Here is a 19,378-nt window from a genome sequence, read left to right as displayed (position 1 = left end):
CAACTGAATGCGTTCCGATACGCGATTCACCATTCGGTTGCGATTCTGTGGTGAAAGGCCGCTCATGGGCGGTAACGGGGACTCTGTCACACGCACCGACTGCGCACCCTTTGTGGAATTTATGCTGGAGATGATTTTGCGGGCGCTGGAGCAAAGCCTTACCCCCCAAGTCGGCGAGCTGTTAGCGGCGCTAAAGGGAGAGATGTCGCGCGAGGCCATTCAGAGCGAGCTGCAACGGCAGGATCGGAAATCTTTCCGCGAACGTTATCTGCAACCTGCGCTGAATGCAGGATGGATCGAAATGACGCTACCGGATAAACCCAACAGCCGTCTGCAAAAATACCGGCTCACCGCAGCACAGCGCCGCCAGCAATAAAAAAGGCGCCCGCAGGCGCCTTTTTCACGGCAGAACCGCTTACTGCAATACGGAGATATCCGCCACCTGCAGGAACAGCTCACGCAGCTTGCTCAGCAGCGTCAGGCGATTGACGCGCACGGCGTCATCCTCAGCCATGACCATTACGTTGTCGAAGAATGCATCCACCGGCTCGCGCAGGGCAGCCAGTTGCACCAGCGCATCCTGATAGTCGCCTGCCGCGAACACCGGCTCCAGTTTGTCGCGCAGCACCACCAGGTGGGTCGCCAGTTGGATCTCGGCCGCTTCCTTCAATACCGCTGCATGAACGCGATCGTTCAGCGTATCGGTGGATTTAGCCAGGATATTGGACACCCGCTTGTTGGCCGCCGCCAGCGCTGCCGCTTCTTCCAGGGTACGGAAGTGGGTCACGGCTTTGACGCGCGCGTCGAAGTCTGCAGGTTTGGTCGGACGACGTGCCAACACCGCCTGAATGGTGTCGACGGCGTGACCTTCTTCCTGATACCAGGCGCGGAAGCGGCCCAGCATGAACTCGACAACCTCGTCGACGACCTTGGCATTGCTCAGCTTGCTGCCGTACAGGCGCACGGCCTCTTCGGTCAGGGTCTGCAGATCCAACGGCAGGTTTTTCTCAACGATGATGCGCAACACACCCAATGCAGCGCGGCGCAGAGCGAACGGATCCTTGTCGCCTTTCGGATGTTGCCCGATGCCGAAAATACCGGCCAGGGTGTCCATCTTGTCGGCGATCGCCAGCGAACAGGCCACCAGCGATTCCGGCAGCGCATCACCGGCAAAGCGCGGTTGATACTGCTCGTTCAGCGCAACGGCAACGTCTTCCGCTTCGCCGTCGTGGCGCGCGTAGTGCATGCCCATCACGCCCTGGGTGTCGGTGAATTCGAACACCATGTTGGTCATCAGATCGCACTTCGACAGCAGGCCCGCGCGGGTAGCGTGGTTAACGTCGGCACCAATTTGGCCGGCAACCCAGCCCGCCAGCGCCTGGATGCGATCGGTCTTGTCGCGCAGGGTGCCCAGTTGCTGTTGGAACAACACGGTTTCCAGACGCGGAAGATTGTCTTCCAGACGTTTCTTGCGGTCGGTATTGAAGAAGAATTCGGCATCGGCCAGACGCGGGCGCACCACCTTCTCGTTACCGGAGATGATTTGCTGCGGATCTTTGGATTCGATATTCGCCACGAAGATAAAGTTCGGCAACAGTTTGCCCGCAGCGTCATACACCGGGAAATACTTCTGGTCGCCCTTCATGGTGTACACCAGCGCTTCCGCCGGCACCGCCAGGAATTTCTCTTCGAATTTGGCGGTCAGCACCACCGGCCATTCCACCAACGAGGCCACTTCTTCCAGCAGGCTTTCGCTCAGATCGGCCTTGCCGCCAATCTGCTGCGCCGCCAGCTCGGCGTCGCGCTTGATCAACGCCTTGCGGGCTTCGTAATCGGCAATCACCTTACCGCGCTCCAGCAGGATCTGCGGGTATTGGTCGGCGTTGTCGATAGTGAACTCGGCTTCACCCATAAAGCGGTGGCCGCGCAGGGTGCGCGCAGATTCGATGCCCAGCACGGTGCCCGGGATCAGTTCTGAACCCAGCAGCAGGGTCACGGTGTGTACCGGGCGCACGAACTGCACATCGGAGTCGCCCCAACGCATCAGTTTCGGGATCGGCAGTTTGGACAACGCAGTGCTGACCATGCCCGCCAGCAGCGCTTGCGCGGACTGGCCTTTGACATGGGCGCGATACAGCAACCACTCGCCTTTGTCGGTCACCAGACGCTCGGCCTGATCGACAGTGATGCCGCAGCCACGCGCCCAGCCTTCGGCCGCTTTGCTCGGCTTGCCTTCTGCGTCGAACGCCTGGGCAATCGCCGGGCCGCGTTTTTCGACTTCGCGATCGGCCTGCGCGGCGCTCAGATTGGCCACTTTCAGCGCCAAACGGCGCGGAGCGGCAAACCAGCTCACTTCGCCGTGCTCGAGGTTGGCGCTATCGAGCTCGGCGGTAAAATTCGCGGCAAAGGATTCTGCCAGTGAACGAAGAGCCTTCGGCGGCAGCTCTTCCGTGCCGATTTCCACCAGGAAAGTCTGTTGAGTCATGGCTGCCTCTTAGTTCTCGTTCTTTTTGCACATCGGGAAGCCCAGCGCTTCACGGGAAGCGTAGTAGGCCTCGGCAACGGCTTTGGTCAGCGTGCGGATGCGCAGAATATAGCGCTGACGCTCGGTCACCGAGATCGCCTTGCGCGCATCCAACAGGTTGAAGGTGTGGCCGGCCTTCAGAATACGTTCGTAAGCCGGCAGCGGCAGCGGTTTTTCCAACGCCAGCAGCGACTGAGCTTCTTTCTCGTACTGCTCGAAGCAGGAGAACAGGAAGTCGACGTCGGCATACTCGAAGTTGTAAGTGGACTGCTCCACTTCGTTCTGGTGGAACACGTCGCCGTAGGTGGTCACACCCAGCGGGCCGTCGCTCCAGACCAGATCGTAGACGCTGTCCACGCCCTGAATGTACATCGCCAGGCGCTCCAGACCGTAAGTGATCTCGCCGGTCACCGGTTTGCACTCCAGGCCGCCGACCTGCTGGAAGTAAGTGAACTGCGTCACTTCCATGCCGTTCAGCCACACTTCCCAGCCCAGGCCCCAGGCGCCGAGCGTCGGGTTTTCCCAGTTATCTTCTACGAAGCGGATATCGTGGATGGTCGGATCCAGACCCAACTCTTTCAACGAACCGAGGTACAGTTCCTGAATGTTGTCCGGCGACGGTTTAATGATCACCTGGAACTGATAGTAGTGTTGCAGGCGGTTAGGGTTTTCACCGTAACGGCCGTCGGTCGGGCGACGGGACGGCTGCACATAGGCGGCGGCAATCGGCTCTGGGCCGAGTGCGCGCAGGCAGGTCATCGGGTGAGAGGTTCCCGCGCCGACTTCCATGTCCAATGGTTGAACAATGGTGCAGCCCTGGCGCGCCCAATAGTCCTGCAGTGTCAGGATCAGGCCCTGAAAGGTCTTGGTATCAAACTTTTGCATGTTGAATTCGCACGCGATACAAGTGGATTTATATGGAATGGGCCAGTATACCCGTTGACCGTAAGATATACAGCCAGAATCCGGCAACAACTGCGAATCGGCAAAGAAGCGCCGCCTTTTCATGCACTCTTTTAGGGCAAATGCGCCTACCAAGCGCCCGTTCGATGCCCTCGCCCCCCGCCGCATCCCGTCCCGCAACGGCCAACGAGACTGGCACCAACCTTGCAGCGTCCTGATATCAAACGTTTCAGGAGGTTCGCTGATGACCAACGCCTTAACCGACAGCCGCTATCGCTACCGTATTTTCGCCATGGTGTTTTTTATAGCGCTGATCAACTACGTCGATCGCGGCGCGTTATCTTTCGCCGCCAACGACATCTCGCATGAATTCAACTTCAACAAGGCGCAACTGGGTGCCGTACTGGGCTACTTCGGCTTCGGTTATTTGTTCGGTTCGCTGTGCGGCGGCTTTTTGGCCGACCGTATCGGCACCAAAAAAGTCTGGCTGATGGCCGGGGCGCTATGGTCGCTGCTGGAGATCGCCACCGCCTGGGCCGGCGAGTTGGGGGTGGCGCTGTTCGGTGGCTCGGCGATCATGGGTTTCGCCGCGCTGCGGATCATGTTCGGCTTTGCCGAAGGCCCGGCCTACGCGCTGATGAACAAAACCATCGCCAACTGGGCACCGCGCAAGGAGCGGGGATTTTCATTGGGCATCGGCCTGTTGAGCACCCAGGTAGGCTCGCTGCTCACCGCACCGCTGGCGGTGGGGCTGCTGCTCTTGACCGATGACTGGCGCAGCATGTTTATCCTGCTGGGCCTGTTCTCGCTGATCGCCATTTTGCTGTTCGCCCGCTTCTTTACCGATACGCCGCAGGAGCATCCTCAGGTTAACGCCACCGAACTGGCGGCCATCGACGCCGATCAGGAGCCGGACAGCCGGCAACCGCACCTGCCGTGGTGGGCATTTTTCACGAACCGCACGCTGGTGTTTAACGCCCTGGGTTACTTCTCTTTCCTCTACGTCACCTTTGTGCTGGTCACCTGGGGGCCGAAATACCTGCAGGACACCTTTAATTACGATCTGCACTCGCTGTGGTATGTGGCGATGATCCCGTGGAGCGGCGCCTGCTTTACCGTGCTGCTCGGCGGCCGCATCGCCGATGCTTTGCTGAGACGTTTCGACAACCTGCGGCTGGCGCGCAACCTGTTTGCGGCGGTGACGCTGCTGCTGACCGCCACCTGCTTCCTGCTGATCCCGTTTATGAGCACGGCGACCGAAATCATTCTGTTGATGACGCTGGGCAATGCGCTGAATGCGCTGGTGAATAACGTGTATTGGTCGGTGGTGATCGACGTCACGCCGAAGGCGTCGGTGGGCGCTTACAGCGGCATGACGCTGGCGATCGCCAATATTGCATCGATCACCGCGCCGATGCTGAGCGGTTGGTTGGCGCAGCACCACGGCTATGGCGCCATGTTCTTCGCCACCGCCGCGGTATCCTTCTGCAGCATGCTGTGCATGACCCTGCTGCAACCGGAAAGGAAGATGCAGGAAACCCGCACAGGCGCTGAATCTGTGCCCCTAAGCGTCAAAACCGCGCGCTGACGCCGACGTTATACATAAACTGTTCGCCGCTGCTCAGGCCGCCGGTTTGCGAAACGGTGGCGAACGCCGCTACCTGGTCAGTCAGCGGCATGTTCGCCCCCAGCGTCACATCCACCCAGTTTTTATCCTGGCCGGCGCTGTCGCGGGTGAACGAGGTCTGCGTGGACTTCAGCCCGCCGCCGGCGCGGTAGACATCATCGCCAAACTGATGCTGATAGCTGACTTCGGCGTACGGATTAAACACACCGAATTTGCTGTCCAGCCGCCAGCCCAACGCGCCGATCTGCGAATGGTAGGTCTGGTCGTTAAAGCGCATTGAGGTGCTGTTGTTGCCATCCTCGCTGTAACCGGAGACGTTGCTGTAATCCCAGGCAAATTGCGCCATCGGGCCGCTAGTCAGGTAAGCGGTAATGGGGAAGTCGTATCCGGCGGTAAGGCGCGCGCCCCACTGCTTGCCGGAAGTCGAGCCGGTTTCGGTGCGGGTTAGCGGCCCAAGCTGCATGCTGCGGCGAATATCGTCGTAATCCATCGTCGCGTAGTGCAGATCGGCATTCACCCAGCCGTGCTCAAACAGATCAAGGGCGGTAAAGGCCGACAACAACAGACCGCGTGCCTTATATTCATAGCGGCTGGACGGCTGTTGATCGTCATTGGAGCCGGATATCAGCGCGCCAATCAGCCAGCCTTCGGTCAACTGATAATCTACCCCAACCGTCAGATTATGGGTGGTGGCGTTGCCATCGCCCGCCGCCTTGTTGGCCGAATAATCATAATGCTGCCCGGCATAACCGCCGAAGACGCCCAGCGCTCCCTGTGGGTTGTCGTCATTGCGCAGTTGCTGGAAACGGCTGTCGAGCGTTGCACGGCTGTCACGCGCCATCGCCGCCGTCGCCTGATTCAGCGCCACCACCTGCGCCGGACCGTCCAGCACCGCCTGAATGTAATCGGCAATCAGCAGATGCGCCTGCGGGCTGGGGTGAAAATGGTCGGAGAACAGATAGGACTGGTTGGCGTCGAAACCCGGCGTGGCGGAACTGCACACCGCCGACGACACGCCGGCCGGACAGGCCATACCGGCGGTATTGGCGAAGCCAAACTGCGCCGGGTTGGCTATCGCCTCGGCGAACAGCTTGTTCACGTCGACGCGAACAATATTACCGCCGCCCTGCGCCAGCAGGCGATCCTCACTCTGGTTATAAAAATCGGTCAGCTGCGCGGCCTGAGCACTCAGGCTGTCGTAGGCGGCAATCAGCTGCGCGGCAATCGCCTGCTGCACCTGCGGGATTGCGCTGGCCTGTGCGGCGGCGGAAGTCAGCGCCTGATGAATTGCCTGGGTGCGCGAAGCGCTATCCGGCGTGGTCAGCGAATTGAGGGTCGCGTAGGCCGCCTGCACTGCGGCGCCCTGCACCGGCGTCAACGCCTGCTGGATAATCAGCTCCATCAGCTGTGGCGTTGAACCAATATTCGGTACCGTCGGCACGATCACCGTACCGGCGCCGGCATTCAGCAGTGAACGAACCTGCATTGCGGCGGCCGCTGCACTGTTATAAGCCACGTCCGGCCCGGTCGCTGGGTTTAACGCCGCCGCCGCCAGATCGTTGCCGCCAATCCAGTGAATATAGAGACCGTCGCCATCGGCCCTGCCATCGACCCGACCAAGGTAGCTCTGCACCTGATCCTGAGTATTGTCCGCCGGGTTGAGCGCCGGCACTGCCACGCCGCCGCCGGCGGCATAGTTGTAGCCACCGTCGTTCGACGCCACCAGCGCGGCGCCGATGCGTTGCGCCAGGACTTCGTCATACAGCAGGTGTTTATCGCTATCGTAGGTAAAGCGGCCATTGTTGCCGGTATCGCTCAGGCTATCGCCAAATACGTAGACCTGGTCATAAGCCGGCGCCGGGGTAGTCATACTGCATAATATCGCCACTGCAAGCGCCGCCGGGCGGGGCATGCGAGTTATTTTTAGAGGCATGAAGAGACTCCTGAGAGCCAGCAAATGAAGGAAAACCGTTTCTTATCATTGACCTTTTTTACCTTCGGCCATCTAGTAAATATTGCTGGCTTTTTCGCCACGTCAAGTCGCTTGATGATAAAACAATCATGGGCTTGCCAAGTTTACCGCTTCAGGCGATGATTACTGTAAATAAACACAGCTTAAGGACAGGCAGTATGACCAGCGAACGTTGCGGTTGGGTGACGGCAGATCCGTTATATCTCGACTATCACGATAAAGAATGGGGCGCGCCGACCACCGATGCGCGCGAACTGTTTGAAATGCTGTGTCTGGAAGGCCAGCAGGCCGGGCTTTCCTGGATCACGGTGCTGAAAAAGCGTGAAAATTACCGTCGCGCCTTCCACAATTTCGATCCGCACCGGGTGGCGGCCATGACCGAACAGGACGTGGAAAGGCTCCTGCAGGACAGCGGCATCATCCGCCATCGCGGCAAACTCGAAGCCATCATCACCAACGCCAAAGCCTATTTGGCCATGGAAGCGGCCGGCGAAGATTTTTCCGCCTTTATCTGGGGCTTTGTCGGCGGCAAGCCACAGCTCAACGGCTGGCAAGCGCTGAGCCAGGTGCCGGCGAAAACCGAGCTGTCCGATGCCTTGTCCAAAGCGTTGAAAAAACGTGGCTTCAAATTTATCGGCTCCACCATCTGTTACGCCTTTATGCAGGCCTGCGGGTTGGTGAACGATCATCTGACCGGGTGTATTTGCTACCCAAAGCAGAAATGATCCGCCCCTGCCGCCCGGCCGATATGCCGCGGCTGATGGCCCTGTGGTTGCCCAGCACCATCGCCGCACACCCGTTCGTGGTGGAAAGCTATTGGCGAGAAAGCGCTGCGCTGGTGCGGGATAGCTATCTGCCGCGGGCGCAAAGCTGGGTGTATTGCCACGCTGGGGAGATCGTCGGGTTTATCAGCGTGCTGGATGACCGTTTTATCGGCGCGCTGTTCGTCGAACAGGCCTTTCACGGCCACGGCGTCGGCCAGGCGTTGATGACGCACGTACAGCAGCGCTACCCCCGGTTGAGCCTTGAGGTGTATGAACAAAATCTGCGTGCCTGCGCGTTTTACCGTAAACAGGGTTTTCAGGCAGCCCAACGGCTGTTCAATGAAGAAACCCAGGCTTATACGCTGATCATGAACTGGCCACCGGCCGTCTGAACCCTGTCGATTTCGCTTAAAAATAACGCATCCCGCACCGGGGTGCGTTCAATTCGGAATCCGCTGCATGGTATTCCCTTGATTTTTCCCTGATAACAGGCTCAGCTTCTATCCGCTTGTTAAGGAAAAAACATGAAACGCATTGCGATTATTGCCGGCGCGGTGAGCGTTGCGCTCACGCTGTCAGCCTGTACCACCAACCCGTACACCGGGGAATCTGAAGCCGGTAAAGCCGGTATTGGCGCCGGCCTTGGTGCGGCACTGGGTGCCGGTGTGGGCGTGCTCTCCTCGTCGAAAAAAGACCGCGGCAAAGGTGCTCTGATCGGCGCAGCAGCCGGTGCGGCCCTGGGCGGCGGCGCGGGATATTACATGGACGCGCAGGAAGCCAAACTGCGTGACAAAATGAAAGGCACCGGCGTCAGCGTCACCCGCCAGGGCGACAATATCGTGCTGAATATGCCGAACAATGTCACCTTCGACAGCAGCAGCGCTACCCTGAAACCGGCGGGCGCCAACACCCTGACCGGCGTAGCCATGGTGCTGAAGGAATACCCAAAAACTGCGGTTAACGTGATTGGCTACACCGACAGCTCCGGTTCCCGCTCCCTGAACATGACCCTGTCGCAGCAGCGCGCCGACGGCGTGGGCAGCGCCTTGATCACCCAAGGCGTGGCGGCAAACCGCATCCGCACCTCAGGCGCAGGCCCGGATAATCCAATCGCCTCCAACAGCACGGCGGAAGGCAAGGCGCAAAACCGCCGCGTCGAGATCACCCTCAGCCCGCTGCAGTAATCCCGTGCGGGGCGCCAAGCCCCGCCGCTTCTCGCTTTCCGCCCATCCCTCAGTCACACACAACCTGCCATTCAGCATTCCCGGCCCCGCGCCGGGTGTGGTAGTCTCCTTGGCAATTAACCGCAGGGGAGATCGGCAGTGAGCACTGTTAAGGCAATGCGCGCCTCGGGGCGCGCCACCATCAGCGATGTGGCGAAAACCGCCAAAACCGGCAAGACCAGCGTATCGCGCTATCTCAATGGTGAGCAGCACCTGCTTTCTGACGATCTCAAACAGCGCATCGAACAGGCAATCCACCAGCTCGACTACCGGCCGAGCCAGATGGCCCGCAGCCTGAAGGGCGGGCAAACGCGCCTGATTGGCCTGATCATCGCCGATATCACCAACCCCTACTCGGTGGACGTCATGCGCGGCATCGAAGCCGCCTGCCGTCAACACGGTTTTACCCTGCTGGTGTGTAATACCAATAACGAGGTCAATCAGGAGCAACACTACCTGCAGTTGCTCAGCAGCTACCGGGTAGAGGGCATCGTGGTCAACGCCGTCGGCATGCGTGAAGAAGCGCTGTCGACGCTGCAACAATCCATGCTGCCGATGGTCCTGATCGACCGCAAAATCCCTGATTTCGCCTGCGATGTGGTCGGCCTGAACAACCATGAGGCGGCGACCACCGCCACCGAACATCTGTTGCAGCAGGGATTCGAAGCCATCCTGTTTCTCAGCGAACCTATCGGCACGGTCAATACCCGGCTGGAGCGGCTGCACGCCTTTAATCAGACTATGGCGCAACATGACGGGCTGCTGGCTGAACAGGCCGAGACGCCGCTTAACGACCTGAAGCAACTCGAACGCGTGCTCAGCGGCTTTAACGCTCGCCACCGCGGTATGCGCAAGGCGGTGATTTCCGCCAACGGCGCGCTGACGTTGCAGGTCGCACGCGCCATGCGCCGGCTGGGCATTCAATGGGGCAGCGATATCGGCCTGCTCGGCTTTGACGAGCTGGAATGGGCCGAGCTGGCGGGGGTAGGCATCACCACCTTGAAGCAGCCGACCTATCAAATGGGCCACGCGGCACTGGAACAACTGGTGCAACGCATTCAGGGCCTGGATACGCCTAGCGGCGAACAGATGTTCTCCGGTGAACTTATCGTGCGCGGCTCCACCACCCGCTAATCTCCCTTTCCCCCAGCTGTGGCGCGGTTTACGGCGCCTTTCCACCTCCCCTGAAAGACTATTTTTTGCTCATGTTCGTGATTGCGATCATATTTTTACATTCTGTCGCTTTCACCTGGAACCGGTTCCATTTAACGTACCCTTAACAGCAGCAGTGGGAATAACGCCACCTCAGGAGCCAAAATGAAAAGAGAAATTATCGTAGTGACCGGCGCATACGGCACCGATGTGGTTCAGCAATACGGTGGGCAAGTCGCTTTACTGCCGATCATCGCCGGCGCGGGCGCGGATGGCGTGGAGATCCGCCGCGAGCTGTTTTCCGCCCAGGAGTTGGAAAGCCTGCCGGCGCTGGCTCAGGCGATTGAACAACAACAGCTGTTTGCCGTTTATTCCGCTCCTGAAGCGCTGTTTACCCCACAGCATACGCTGAACCCAAACCTGCCGGCGCTGCTGGTGGAAGCCCAGTCGCTGAAGGCACGCCAGTTGAAGCTTTCCCTTGGCCACTACCAACCGGGTTTCGATTTTACCGAACTGAAAGTGGCACTGGAGCAGCACCCGGTCAAGCTGGTGGTGGAAAATGACCAGACTCCTGACTGCGGCATCCTGTCGCTATTGAATGCCTTTTTCCATGCGGCGGAAGACAACCACCTGCCGGTCAGCATGACGTTCGATATGGCCAACTGGCACTGGGTGGGGCAAGACGCCTTCGCCGCCGCAGAACGCCTGGCGCACCACGTCAGCTATGTCCACGTCAAAGCCGCTACCCACGGCCTGCGCGGCTGGCGCGCGGTGGCATTGGACGATACCGACGGCAGCTGGCGCGACCTGCTGGCCCGCCTGCCGCTGGCTGCACCGCGCGGCATCGAATTCCCCCTGCAGGGTGACAGCCTGGAAGCCGTTACCCGCCACTACGTTAACCTTCTGCGTGCGGAGTAAACATCATGACAACGCTGACAGCGGCGCGTAACGCGCCATTGGACGTAGTTACGCTGGGTGAGGCCATGGCGATGTTCGTGGCCACACAAACCGGCGATCTGGCTGAAGTCGAGACCTTCACCAAACGCATCGCCGGTGCCGAACTGAACGTGGCGATTGGCCTTGCGCGCCTTGGCCTGAACGTGGGCTGGGTCAGCCGGGTCGGCAACGACGCTTTCGGCCGTTTCGCCCTGCAACAGCTGAAAAAGGAAGGCATTAACTTCCAACAGGTCACGGTAGACGGCAACTATCCGACCGGTTTTCAGATCAAATCGAAAACCACCGATGGTACCGATCCCAGCGTGGAATACTTCCGCAAAGGCTCAGCGGCCAGCCATTTGTCGACCGCCGACTTTAACCGCGATTACTTCGGCTCCGCACGCCATCTGCATCTGAGTGGCGTGGCTGCCGCCCTGTCCGGCCAGTCGCTGGAGCTGTGCAACCATGCCGCCCGTGAAATGCGCGCCATGGGCAAAACCATTTCATTCGACCCCAACCTGCGCCCGGTACTGTGGTCCAGCCAACAGGTGATGATCGATCAGTTGAACAAACTGGCATTCGCCGCCGACTGGGTGCTGCCGGGGCTTAAAGAGGGGCAAATTCTTACCGGCCAATCCACGCCGGAAGGCATCGCCGATTTCTACCTGGAACGCGGCGTGCAAGCGGTGATCATCAAAACCGGCCCGGACGGCGCCTGGTTTAAAACCGCCGCCGGCGATCGAGCCACGGTGCCGGCGATCAAAGTCAGCAACGTGGTGGATACCGTAGGTGCGGGAGACGGCTTTGCCGTCGGGACAATCAGCGCCCTGCTGGAGGGCAAAACGCTGAAACAGGCGGTGCAACGCGGCAATAAAATCGGCTCGCTGGCGATCCAGGCCATCGGCGACAGCGAAGGGTTGCCAACCCGCGCGGCACTGGCTGAATAAAAATAACAAACATAAAACAGTTAACAGCCTTCTCCGAACGGCACACGCCTCTGGCCCTACAACCAGACTCGCCGGGAGAGCACCACTCCGACACTGAGGAATCTGAACATGAATACAGTCACTCTCGCGGCCAAACGCTGGTGGTACATCATGCCCATCGTGTTTATCACTTACAGCCTGGCCTACCTCGATCGCGCTAACTTCAGCTTTGCTTCAGCCGCCGGTATCAACGACGATCTGGGCATTACCAAAGGCATGTCCTCGCTGCTGGGCGCACTGTTTTTCCTTGGCTATTTCTTCTTCCAAATTCCCGGTGCGATTTATGCCGAACGCCGCAGCGTAAAAAAACTGATCTTCTGGTGCCTGATCCTGTGGGGCGGCTGTGCCTCGTTGACCGGCGTGGTCAGCAATATCCCGATGCTGGCCGCCATTCGCTTTATTCTCGGCGTGGTGGAAGCCGCCGTGATGCCGGCGATGCTGATTTACATCAGCAACTGGTTCACCAAATCAGAACGTTCACGCGCCAATACCTTCCTGATCCTCGGTAACCCGGTCACCGTGTTGTGGATGTCGGTGGTTTCCGGCTACCTGATCCACGCCTTCGGCTGGCGCGAGATGTTCATCATCGAAGGTATTCCGGCGGTACTCTGGGCCTTCTGCTGGTGGGTGCTGGCGAAAGACAAGCCGGCACAAGCCAAATGGTTGAGCGAAGACGAGAAATCGGCGCTGCAGCGGCAGCTTGACGAGGAGCAGAAAGGCATCAAGGCAGTACGCAACTACGGTGAAGCCTTCCGTTCACGCAACGTGATCCTGCTGTGCGTACAGTATTTCGCCTGGAGCATCGGCGTATACGGCTTCGTGCTGTGGCTGCCGTCCATTTTGCGCAGCGGCATGCAAATGGGCATGGTGGAAGCCGGTTGGCTGTCGGCGGTACCTTACCTGGCGGCGACCATCTCCATGATCCTGGTGTCCTGGGCTTCGGACAAAATGCAGAACCGCAAACTGTTCGTCTGGCCGTTGCTGCTGATCGGCGCGTTGGCGTTCTTCGGTTCCTATGCCATCGGCACCAACCATTTCTGGGTTTCCTACGGCCTGCTGGTGATCGCCGGCGCGGCAATGTATGCCCCGTACGGACCCTTCTTCGCCATCATTCCGGAAATGCTGCCGAAAAACGTCGCCGGTGGCGCGATGGCGCTGATCAACAGCATGGGTGCGCTGGGCTCCTTCTTCGGCTCCTGGTTCGTCGGCTACCTGAACGGCGCGACCGGCAACCCGTCAGCGTCCTATATGTTTATGGCGATTGCGCTGGTGGTGGCGGTGGTGGTGACGCTGATCGTCAAACCCGCCCGCAACGAGGTTCATCCACAAGTAGCCTGATCTCGTTATACTTTATTTTCTGTTGAACATACCCGATGGATTTCAGGTTGCAGCCAACAACGCTGCAGCCTGAAAGACAAAGGGTATTGCTGGAGTTCGTGATGAAACCTTCTATCGTATTGTACAAAAGCATTCCCGCTGAGCTGCGTGAACGACTGCAACAGCACTTCACCGTGCACGCCTTCGATGGCCTGTCGCCGGATAACCGCGACGAGCTGAAACAAGCGCTCGCGCAGGCGGAAGGGATCATAGGTTCCGGCGGCAAGATTGATGAAGCTTTCCTGCAACAGACGCCCAAGCTGCGCGCCGCCTCGACCATTTCCGTCGGTTACGACAATTTCGACGTCGACGCGCTTAACGCCCATAACGTGGTGCTGATGCATACCCCGACCGTGCTGACCGAAACCGTCGCCGATACCCTCATGAGCCTGGTGCTGGCGACGGCGCGCCGCGTGGTGGAAGTGGCCGAGCGGGTCAAAGCCGGTGAATGGCAGGGCAGCATCGGGCCGGATTGGTTTGGCGTCGACGTGCACCATAAAACCCTCGGCATCCTCGGCATGGGCCGCATCGGTCTGGCGCTGGCGCAGCGCGCGCATTTCGGCTTCGGTATGCCGATACTGTACAACGCCCGCCGCACCCACGAAGAGGCCGAGACCCGTTTTAACGCCCGCCGCTGCGATCTGGACACCCTGTTGGCCGAGTCCGATTTCATCTGCATCACGCTGCCGCTGACCGAAGAGACCTTCCATATGATCAGCCGCGACCAACTGGCGAAGATGAAAAAGAGCGGTATTTTGATCAACGCCGGCCGTGGCCCGGTGGTGGATGAAGCCGCGCTGATCGAAGCGTTGCAGAACGGGACGATCCACGCCGCCGGGCTGGACGTCTTCGAGAAAGAGCCGCTGCCGGTCTCTTCGCCGCTGCTGACGCTGCCGAACGTGGTGGCACTGCCGCACATCGGCTCCGCCACGCATGAAACCCGCTATGGCATGGCCGAATGTGCGGTGGATAACCTGATTGCCGCACTGACCGGTACGGTAAAAGAAAACTGCGTCAATCCGCAGATACTGAAGAAATAGTCATAACGGGCGGGAGTTTTCCCGCCCATCTTCTTCCCTCCTCTCCCCCTTCTCCCTCCTCCCTGAAAATACGCCATCGGGATGAGGCTATTTTTTCTTCATTTGTCACACTGGCCTTACCCCAGAATAAAAACGCTTCCTGCCGCGCGTAAGGAGAGCCATGAAACGCCTGACCCTGCCCCTGCTGATGCTACTGTCACCGGCCGCAACAGCAAGCTGGACGCTGCAAAGCTTCCCGGCCTTTGACGAATCCACCGCCGGGCTGTTCACCAGCCAGGCCACGCTATCCAAGGGCGAACTGCCACTGAAAATTTATCAGGATCGGCAATGCTGGCAGCCGACCGCTGCGGCCAGGCTGAATCAAACCCTGTCGCTGCAACCTTGCGGCGATGGCCCTCCGGTCAACTGGCGGCTGTTCCGCGACGGTGAATACCAGGTGCGCGTCGATACCCGCAGCGGGACACCGACGCTGCAACTCAGCCTGAAAACGCCCCCGCAGGCCACCGCATCAGCGGCACCCCGCACCTGCCAGCGCTGGGACGGCCAGCCCGTCACCCTTGAGGTAGCGGCAACCTTCGCCGACGGCGAAACGGTGCGCGATTTCTATTCCGGCCAAACGGCCAAGGTCAACCAGGGCAAAGTGACCCTTCAACCTGCCGCAGGCAGCGGCGGCATGCTGCTGCTGGAATCCGCCGGCACGGAAAAACCGGCGCCGTTCAACTGGCACAACGCCACGGTCTATTTCGCACTGACCGATCGCTTTGAGAACGGCAACCCGGCCAACGATCACAGCTATGGCCGCCGCAGCGACGGCATGCAGGAGATCGGCACCTTCCACGGCGGCGATCTCGCCGGGCTGACGAAAAAGCTGGATTACCTGCAACAACTTGGCGTCAACGCACTGTGGATCAGCTCGCCGCTGGAACAGATCCACGGTTGGGTCGGCGGCGGCACCAAGGGCGATTTCCCGCACTACGCATATCACGGCTACTACGCGCTGGACTGGACCCGGCTCGACGCCAACATGGGCAGCGAGCAAGAGCTGCGCAAGCTGGTCGAACAGGCGCACCAACGCGGTATCCGCATTCTGTTCGACGTGGTGGTAAACCATGTCGGCTACGCCACCTTGGCCGATATGCAAACCTTCCAGTTCGGTTCGCTCTATTTGAAGGGCGCGGAGATCGAAAAAACGCTGGGTAAAAACTGGGGTGACTGGCGACCGGGCCCAGGCCAAAACTGGCACAGTTTCAACGATTACATTAATTTCAGCGACAAGGCAGGCTGGAGCCCGTGGTGGGGGAAAAACTGGATCCGCACCGATATCGGCGACTATGACTCGCCGGGCTATAACGACCTCACCATGTCACTGGCTTTCCTCCCGGACATCAAAACCGAAGCGCCAGGCGCCAGTGGGCTGCCACTGTTTTATCGCCACAAACCCGACACCGCTGCACGCGACATTCCCGCTGCCACGACCCGCGACTACCTGACCACCTGGCTCAGCCAATGGGTGCGCGATTACGGCATTGACGGCTTCCGCGTCGATACCGCCAAGCACGTGGAAAAGCCCACGCTGGCGCTGCTGAAACAACGAGCCACGGCGGCGCTGGCGCAATGGAAAGCCGCTAATCCGCAACAGGCGCTGGATGACGCTCCGTTCTGGATGACCGGCGAAGCCTGGGGCCACGGCGTGATGCAAAGCGATTATTATCAGAATGGTTTTGACGCGATGATCAATTTCGATTTTCAGGATCAGGCTTCGCAGGCGCTGAGCTGTTTCTCCAGTATCGATGCCACTTACCAGCAAATGGCCGGCAAACTGCAGGATTTCAACGTACTGAGCTATCTCTCCTCGCACGATACCCGGCTGTTCTTCGCCAGCGACGCCAAAGGTTCGCTGCCATTGCAGCAACGTGCGGCAGATCTGCTGCTGCTGGCGCCGGGAGCGGTGCAAATTTACTACGGTGATGAAAGCGGCCGCCAGCTCGGCCCGACCGGTTCGGATCCGCTGCAGGGCACGCGTTCGGATATGAACTGGAGTGAACTGCAAGGCACCAAAGCTCCGCTGCTGGCGCATTGGCAGCGGCTTGGGCAGTTCCGCGCCCGCCATCCGGCGATCGGCGCCGGCACGCAGCAGTCGCAGCAAACCGCAGCCTACTATGCTTTCAGCCGCCGGCTCGGCGACGACAAGGTGATGGTGGTGTGGGTCGGCGATCGGTCACATTAATTCAGCACAATATGCTGGCAAAATATCGCCGGGCGGCGTTTATTCCCGGCGGTTGTTTTATGTACCGCATTGCGCCGAAAATTATCTGACGGTATGGTGGGCGATTACCTGCTAAAAACAATACTGTTGCACCTATGACTTTTTCACTTTTCGGCGACAAATTTACCCGTTACGCGGGCATTACCCGTTTAATGGATGACCTGAACGAAGGCCTGCGCACGCCCGGCGCCATCATGCTCGGCGGCGGCAATCCGGCGCAAATTCCAGAGATGGAAAGCTACTTCAAACAGCTGTGTCAGGACATGCTCGACCAGGGCAAACTGACCGAGGCGCTGTGTAACTACGATGGCCCGCAGGGCAAAGACGCCCTGCTGAAAGCGCTGGCTACTTTGCTGCGCGACGAGCTGGGCTGGCAGATTTCACCACAGAATATTGCACTAACAAACGGCAGCCAGAGCGCATTTTTCTACTTGTTTAACCTGTTTGCCGGGCGTTATGCCGACGGCAGCCGCCGCCGCGTGCTGTTCCCGCTGGCGCCGGAATATATCGGCTATGCCGACGCCGGGCTGGACGAGGGGCTGTTCGTTTCGGCCAAGCCCAATATCGAACTGCTGCCGGAAGGCCAGTTTAAATATCACGTTGATTTCGAACATCTGAACATCGGCGACGATATCGGCATGATCTGCGTTTCGCGCCCGACCAACCCAACCGGTAACGTGATCACCGACGAAGAGCTGATGAAGCTCGATCTGCTGGCGCAACAACGCAATATTCCCCTGGTGATCGATAACGCCTACGGCGTGCCGTTCCCCGGAATTATTTTCAGCGAAGCGACGCCGCTGTGGAACCCGAACATCATCCTGTGCATGAGCTTGTCCAAGCTCGGGTTGCCCGGCTCACGCTGCGGTATCGTGATTGCCGATGAGAAAGTCATCAGCGCCCTGACCAACATGAACGGCATCATCAGCCTGTCACCGGGCAGCATGGGGCCGGCGATGGCAGCGGAAATGATCGAACGTGGCGATCTGCTGCGCCTGTCGAACGAGGTGATCCGTCCGTTCTACAAACAGCGAGTTGAACACACCATCGAGATCATCCGCCGTTATCTGTCGCCAGAGCGTTGCCTGATCCACAAACCGGAAGGGGCGATTTTCCTTTGGTTGTGGTTCAAGGATCTGCCAATCACCACCGAGTTGCTGTATCAGCGCCTGAAAAAACGCGGCGTGCTGATGGTGCCGGGCCACTACTTCTTCCCGGGGCTGGAGCATGAATGGCCGCATACTCACCAGTGCATGCGGATGAACTACGTGCCGGATCCGGAGAAAATTGAGCGTGGCGTAGCGATTTTGGCGGAAGAGATCGAACGCGCGCATCAGGAAGCGGGTTAACGCCTGAACCGGGGGTGCTGCTGGCAGGTAAAAGCTGCGCCCCGGCTTGCGGTTAAAGTCACAAAACCAGCAAGGTTTTTGACATAAGCAGGAAAGGGTAACGTAGGCTGCGCCACAGAATGCCACGGGGGAAGCCCTTTTGGACTTCCCCCGTGTTATTACCGTTTTTTCAGTCGGTTACTGTGCCTCTAACCCCGGTGTGGTGCCGATGGCAATACGTTGTGGCTGCAAGGCATCCGGCACCTGACGCACCAGATCGATATGCAACAGGCCGTTTTCAAACTGCGCCTCGGAAACCTGCAGGTGCTCGGCCAGCGTGAAGGTCAGAGTAAACTCTTTGCACACCAACCCCTGATGCAGGTATTCCACCTGTTTTTCCGGCGGCGTCGGCTTACCGCTCACGGTCAGACGTGGGCCTTCGACTTCAATATTCAGTTCGCTTTGTTTGAACCCGGCCAGCGCCAGAGAAATGCGGTAGTGGTTATCGTCGCTTTTCTCGATGTTATAAGGCGGGAAGCCCTGCGGCTCCTGACCGCCCATTGAACTGGCCAACTTGTCAAAACCAATCCACTGACGCAGCAAAGGTGACAGATCGTAATTACGCATAATGTAAAACTCCTTCTATGAAGCGAGATTTTACCCGTCGCCTTCCAGTTACAGCGTTGTTACCTGTACGCCTTCACCCCAGTGACTCACTAGAATGAACGGCGCGCCTGGCTGCAACTTAAAGTTCATAGGGTAAGTTATTAAGATATGCCCCCTGACGGCGGGCAAGTTATCATTTAACACCAGCGAGACGTTTCGCTGATGAAATAAGAATTATTTGATTTCAATCCGACGCGGTTTTAATGTTTCCGGCACGATGCGCTCCATGTCGATATACAACAACCCATTTTCCAGCTTCGCGCCTTTAATTTTGATATGCTCGGCCAGCTGGAATTTACGCTCGAAGTTACGCTCGGCAATACCTTGATATAAGTAGGTTCTTTCAGCAGGCTCATTATTATGGGCACCACGCACAATCAGCAAATTGTCCTGGGTGGTGATCTCCAGCTCCTGTTCGGCAAACCCGGCCACCGCGATCGCAATGCGATAATGGTTTTCATCCACCAGCTCAACGTTATAAGGTGGGTAGCCGCCATTCCCCTGACTCTGCCCGGCCTCCAGCGCGTTAAACAAACGGTCGAAACCAATGGCGGAACGGTATAGCGGGGAAAGATCGAAATTGCGCATAAAACAGCCTCCTAAGGCACTTCAGC

General features: G+C 58.9%; 17 protein-coding genes. 12 read left to right on the top strand and 5 right to left on the bottom strand.

The window, feature by feature from the left end; all coding sequences use genetic code 11:
- The first annotated feature begins 121 nt into the window (after window positions 1-121).
- Window positions 122-376, top strand: a complete 255-nt coding sequence (locus V2S86_RS21610; protein ID WP_330764064.1) for a Fic family protein — start codon at window positions 122-124, stop codon at window positions 374-376.
- 39 nt (window positions 377-415) lie between these two features.
- Here the strand turns inward: V2S86_RS21610 and glyS are convergent, their stop codons facing one another.
- Both glyS and glyQ read right to left on the bottom strand, forming a co-directional pair.
- Window positions 416-2,485 carry a glycine--tRNA ligase subunit beta gene (gene glyS, locus V2S86_RS21605; RefSeq protein ID WP_330764063.1) on the bottom strand — a complete coding sequence of 690 codons (2,070 nt, stop codon included), beginning with the start codon at window positions 2,483-2,485 and terminating at the stop codon, window positions 416-418.
- A gap of 9 nt (window positions 2,486-2,494) precedes the next feature.
- Complete coding sequence (gene glyQ, locus V2S86_RS21600) at window positions 2,495-3,409, bottom strand: glycine--tRNA ligase subunit alpha (protein ID WP_006321728.1); 915 nt, start codon at window positions 3,407-3,409, stop codon at window positions 2,495-2,497.
- Window positions 3,410-3,671: 262 nt separating this feature from the next.
- On the opposite strand from glyQ, the gene V2S86_RS21595 reads away from it, so the two are divergent.
- On the top strand, window positions 3,672-5,015 hold the full coding sequence (locus V2S86_RS21595) for an MFS transporter (protein ID WP_330764062.1): 1,344 nt from the start codon (window positions 3,672-3,674) through the stop codon (window positions 5,013-5,015).
- Here the strand turns inward: V2S86_RS21595 and V2S86_RS21590 are convergent.
- Window positions 4,999-6,987, bottom strand: coding sequence for an autotransporter outer membrane beta-barrel domain-containing protein (locus V2S86_RS21590; RefSeq protein WP_330764061.1), 1,989 nt, complete (start codon window positions 6,985-6,987; stop codon window positions 4,999-5,001). The two genes, V2S86_RS21595 and V2S86_RS21590, sit on opposite strands and share 17 nt — an antisense overlap.
- A 197-nt stretch (window positions 6,988-7,184) precedes the next feature.
- Between V2S86_RS21590 and V2S86_RS21585 the strand changes: the two genes are divergently transcribed.
- The 10 genes from V2S86_RS21585 to V2S86_RS21540 all read left to right on the top strand — a co-directional run bounded on the left by V2S86_RS21585 (window position 7,185) and on the right by V2S86_RS21540 (window position 18,119).
- Entirely contained in the window at window positions 7,185-7,751 is a 567-nt protein-coding gene (locus V2S86_RS21585; RefSeq protein ID WP_330764060.1) for a DNA-3-methyladenine glycosylase I, read from the top strand.
- Window positions 7,748-8,182 (top strand): N-acetyltransferase, encoded by a 435-nt coding sequence (locus V2S86_RS21580; protein ID WP_330764059.1) that lies wholly within the window; start codon window positions 7,748-7,750, stop codon window positions 8,180-8,182. The genes V2S86_RS21585 and V2S86_RS21580 overlap by 4 nt, the downstream gene beginning before the upstream one ends.
- A 132-nt stretch (window positions 8,183-8,314) precedes the next feature.
- Window positions 8,315-8,974 (top strand): OmpA family lipoprotein, encoded by a 660-nt coding sequence (locus V2S86_RS21575; RefSeq protein WP_119804733.1) that lies wholly within the window; start codon window positions 8,315-8,317, stop codon window positions 8,972-8,974.
- 156 nt (window positions 8,975-9,130) lie between these two features.
- Window positions 9,131-10,147 (top strand): LacI family DNA-binding transcriptional regulator, encoded by a 1,017-nt coding sequence (locus V2S86_RS21570; protein WP_330764231.1) that lies wholly within the window; start codon window positions 9,131-9,133, stop codon window positions 10,145-10,147.
- A gap of 183 nt (window positions 10,148-10,330) precedes the next feature.
- Window positions 10,331-11,083: a sugar phosphate isomerase/epimerase family protein gene (locus V2S86_RS21565; RefSeq protein WP_330764058.1), complete on the top strand. Its 753-nt coding sequence runs from the start codon at window positions 10,331-10,333 to the stop codon at window positions 11,081-11,083.
- 5 nt (window positions 11,084-11,088) lie between these two features.
- Window positions 11,089-12,048 carry a sugar kinase gene (locus V2S86_RS21560; protein ID WP_126527299.1) on the top strand — a complete coding sequence of 320 codons (960 nt, stop codon included), beginning with the start codon at window positions 11,089-11,091 and terminating at the stop codon, window positions 12,046-12,048.
- Between the two features lie 108 nt (window positions 12,049-12,156).
- A complete protein-coding gene (locus V2S86_RS21555; RefSeq protein WP_330764056.1) occupies window positions 12,157-13,425 on the top strand; it encodes an MFS transporter in 1,269 nt (422 codons plus the stop codon).
- A gap of 101 nt (window positions 13,426-13,526) precedes the next feature.
- Window positions 13,527-14,504, top strand: coding sequence for a glyoxylate/hydroxypyruvate reductase GhrB (gene ghrB / locus V2S86_RS21550; protein WP_330764055.1), 978 nt, complete (start codon window positions 13,527-13,529; stop codon window positions 14,502-14,504).
- A gap of 160 nt (window positions 14,505-14,664) precedes the next feature.
- Window positions 14,665-16,731, top strand: coding sequence for an alpha-amylase (locus V2S86_RS21545; RefSeq protein ID WP_330764054.1), 2,067 nt, complete (start codon window positions 14,665-14,667; stop codon window positions 16,729-16,731).
- A 134-nt stretch (window positions 16,732-16,865) separates the two neighbouring features.
- Window positions 16,866-18,119 carry a valine--pyruvate transaminase gene (locus V2S86_RS21540; protein ID WP_006321740.1) on the top strand — a complete coding sequence of 418 codons (1,254 nt, stop codon included), beginning with the start codon at window positions 16,866-16,868 and terminating at the stop codon, window positions 18,117-18,119.
- Between the two features lie 177 nt (window positions 18,120-18,296).
- Here V2S86_RS21540 and ibpB read toward each other — a convergent pair whose 3' ends face one another.
- Together ibpB and ibpA are read right to left on the bottom strand one after the other, a co-directional pair.
- Entirely contained in the window at window positions 18,297-18,725 is a 429-nt protein-coding gene (ibpB, locus tag V2S86_RS21535) for a small heat shock chaperone IbpB (RefSeq protein WP_013810933.1), read from the bottom strand.
- A gap of 213 nt (window positions 18,726-18,938) precedes the next feature.
- Complete coding sequence (gene ibpA / locus V2S86_RS21530; RefSeq protein WP_037421174.1) at window positions 18,939-19,352, bottom strand: small heat shock chaperone IbpA; 414 nt, start codon at window positions 19,350-19,352, stop codon at window positions 18,939-18,941.
- Window positions 19,353-19,378: the final 26 nt, after the last annotated feature.

This window comes from Serratia sp. C2(1) (genome assembly GCF_036352655.1).
In the GTDB taxonomy this organism is placed as follows: domain Bacteria; phylum Pseudomonadota; class Gammaproteobacteria; order Enterobacterales; family Enterobacteriaceae; genus Serratia; species Serratia inhibens.
Note: the sequence above shows the minus strand (reverse complement) of the source record. Positions and strands in the feature narration are given on the sequence as shown.

What these genes read in the sequence shown, in the direction of transcription:
- V2S86_RS21575 (WP_119804733.1), top strand. Translation starts at nt 8,315, where the DNA reads ATGAAACGCATTGCGATTATTGCCGGCGCGGTGAGCGTTGCGCTCACG.
- V2S86_RS21610 (WP_330764064.1), top strand. Translation starts at nt 122, where the DNA reads ATGCTGGAGATGATTTTGCGGGCGCTGGAGCAAAGCCTTACCCCCCAA.
- glyQ (WP_006321728.1), bottom strand. Translation starts at nt 3,409, where the DNA reads ATGCAAAAGTTTGATACCAAGACCTTTCAGGGCCTGATCCTGACACTG.
- ibpA (WP_037421174.1), bottom strand. Translation starts at nt 19,352, where the DNA reads ATGCGCAATTTCGATCTTTCCCCGCTATACCGTTCCGCCATTGGTTTC.
- V2S86_RS21590 (WP_330764061.1), bottom strand. Translation starts at nt 6,987, where the DNA reads ATGCCTCTAAAAATAACTCGCATGCCCCGCCCGGCGGCGCTTGCAGTG.
- V2S86_RS21540 (WP_006321740.1), top strand. Translation starts at nt 16,866, where the DNA reads ATGACTTTTTCACTTTTCGGCGACAAATTTACCCGTTACGCGGGCATT.
- V2S86_RS21545 (WP_330764054.1), top strand. Translation starts at nt 14,665, where the DNA reads ATGAAACGCCTGACCCTGCCCCTGCTGATGCTACTGTCACCGGCCGCA.
- ibpB (WP_013810933.1), bottom strand. Translation starts at nt 18,725, where the DNA reads ATGCGTAATTACGATCTGTCACCTTTGCTGCGTCAGTGGATTGGTTTT.
- V2S86_RS21560 (WP_126527299.1), top strand. Translation starts at nt 11,089, where the DNA reads ATGACAACGCTGACAGCGGCGCGTAACGCGCCATTGGACGTAGTTACG.
- glyS (WP_330764063.1), bottom strand. Translation starts at nt 2,485, where the DNA reads ATGACTCAACAGACTTTCCTGGTGGAAATCGGCACGGAAGAGCTGCCG.
- V2S86_RS21580 (WP_330764059.1), top strand. Translation starts at nt 7,748, where the DNA reads ATGATCCGCCCCTGCCGCCCGGCCGATATGCCGCGGCTGATGGCCCTG.
- V2S86_RS21585 (WP_330764060.1), top strand. Translation starts at nt 7,185, where the DNA reads ATGACCAGCGAACGTTGCGGTTGGGTGACGGCAGATCCGTTATATCTC.
- V2S86_RS21570 (WP_330764231.1), top strand. Translation starts at nt 9,131, where the DNA reads ATGCGCGCCTCGGGGCGCGCCACCATCAGCGATGTGGCGAAAACCGCC.
- V2S86_RS21555 (WP_330764056.1), top strand. Translation starts at nt 12,157, where the DNA reads ATGAATACAGTCACTCTCGCGGCCAAACGCTGGTGGTACATCATGCCC.
- ghrB (WP_330764055.1), top strand. Translation starts at nt 13,527, where the DNA reads ATGAAACCTTCTATCGTATTGTACAAAAGCATTCCCGCTGAGCTGCGT.
- V2S86_RS21565 (WP_330764058.1), top strand. Translation starts at nt 10,331, where the DNA reads ATGAAAAGAGAAATTATCGTAGTGACCGGCGCATACGGCACCGATGTG.
- V2S86_RS21595 (WP_330764062.1), top strand. Translation starts at nt 3,672, where the DNA reads ATGACCAACGCCTTAACCGACAGCCGCTATCGCTACCGTATTTTCGCC.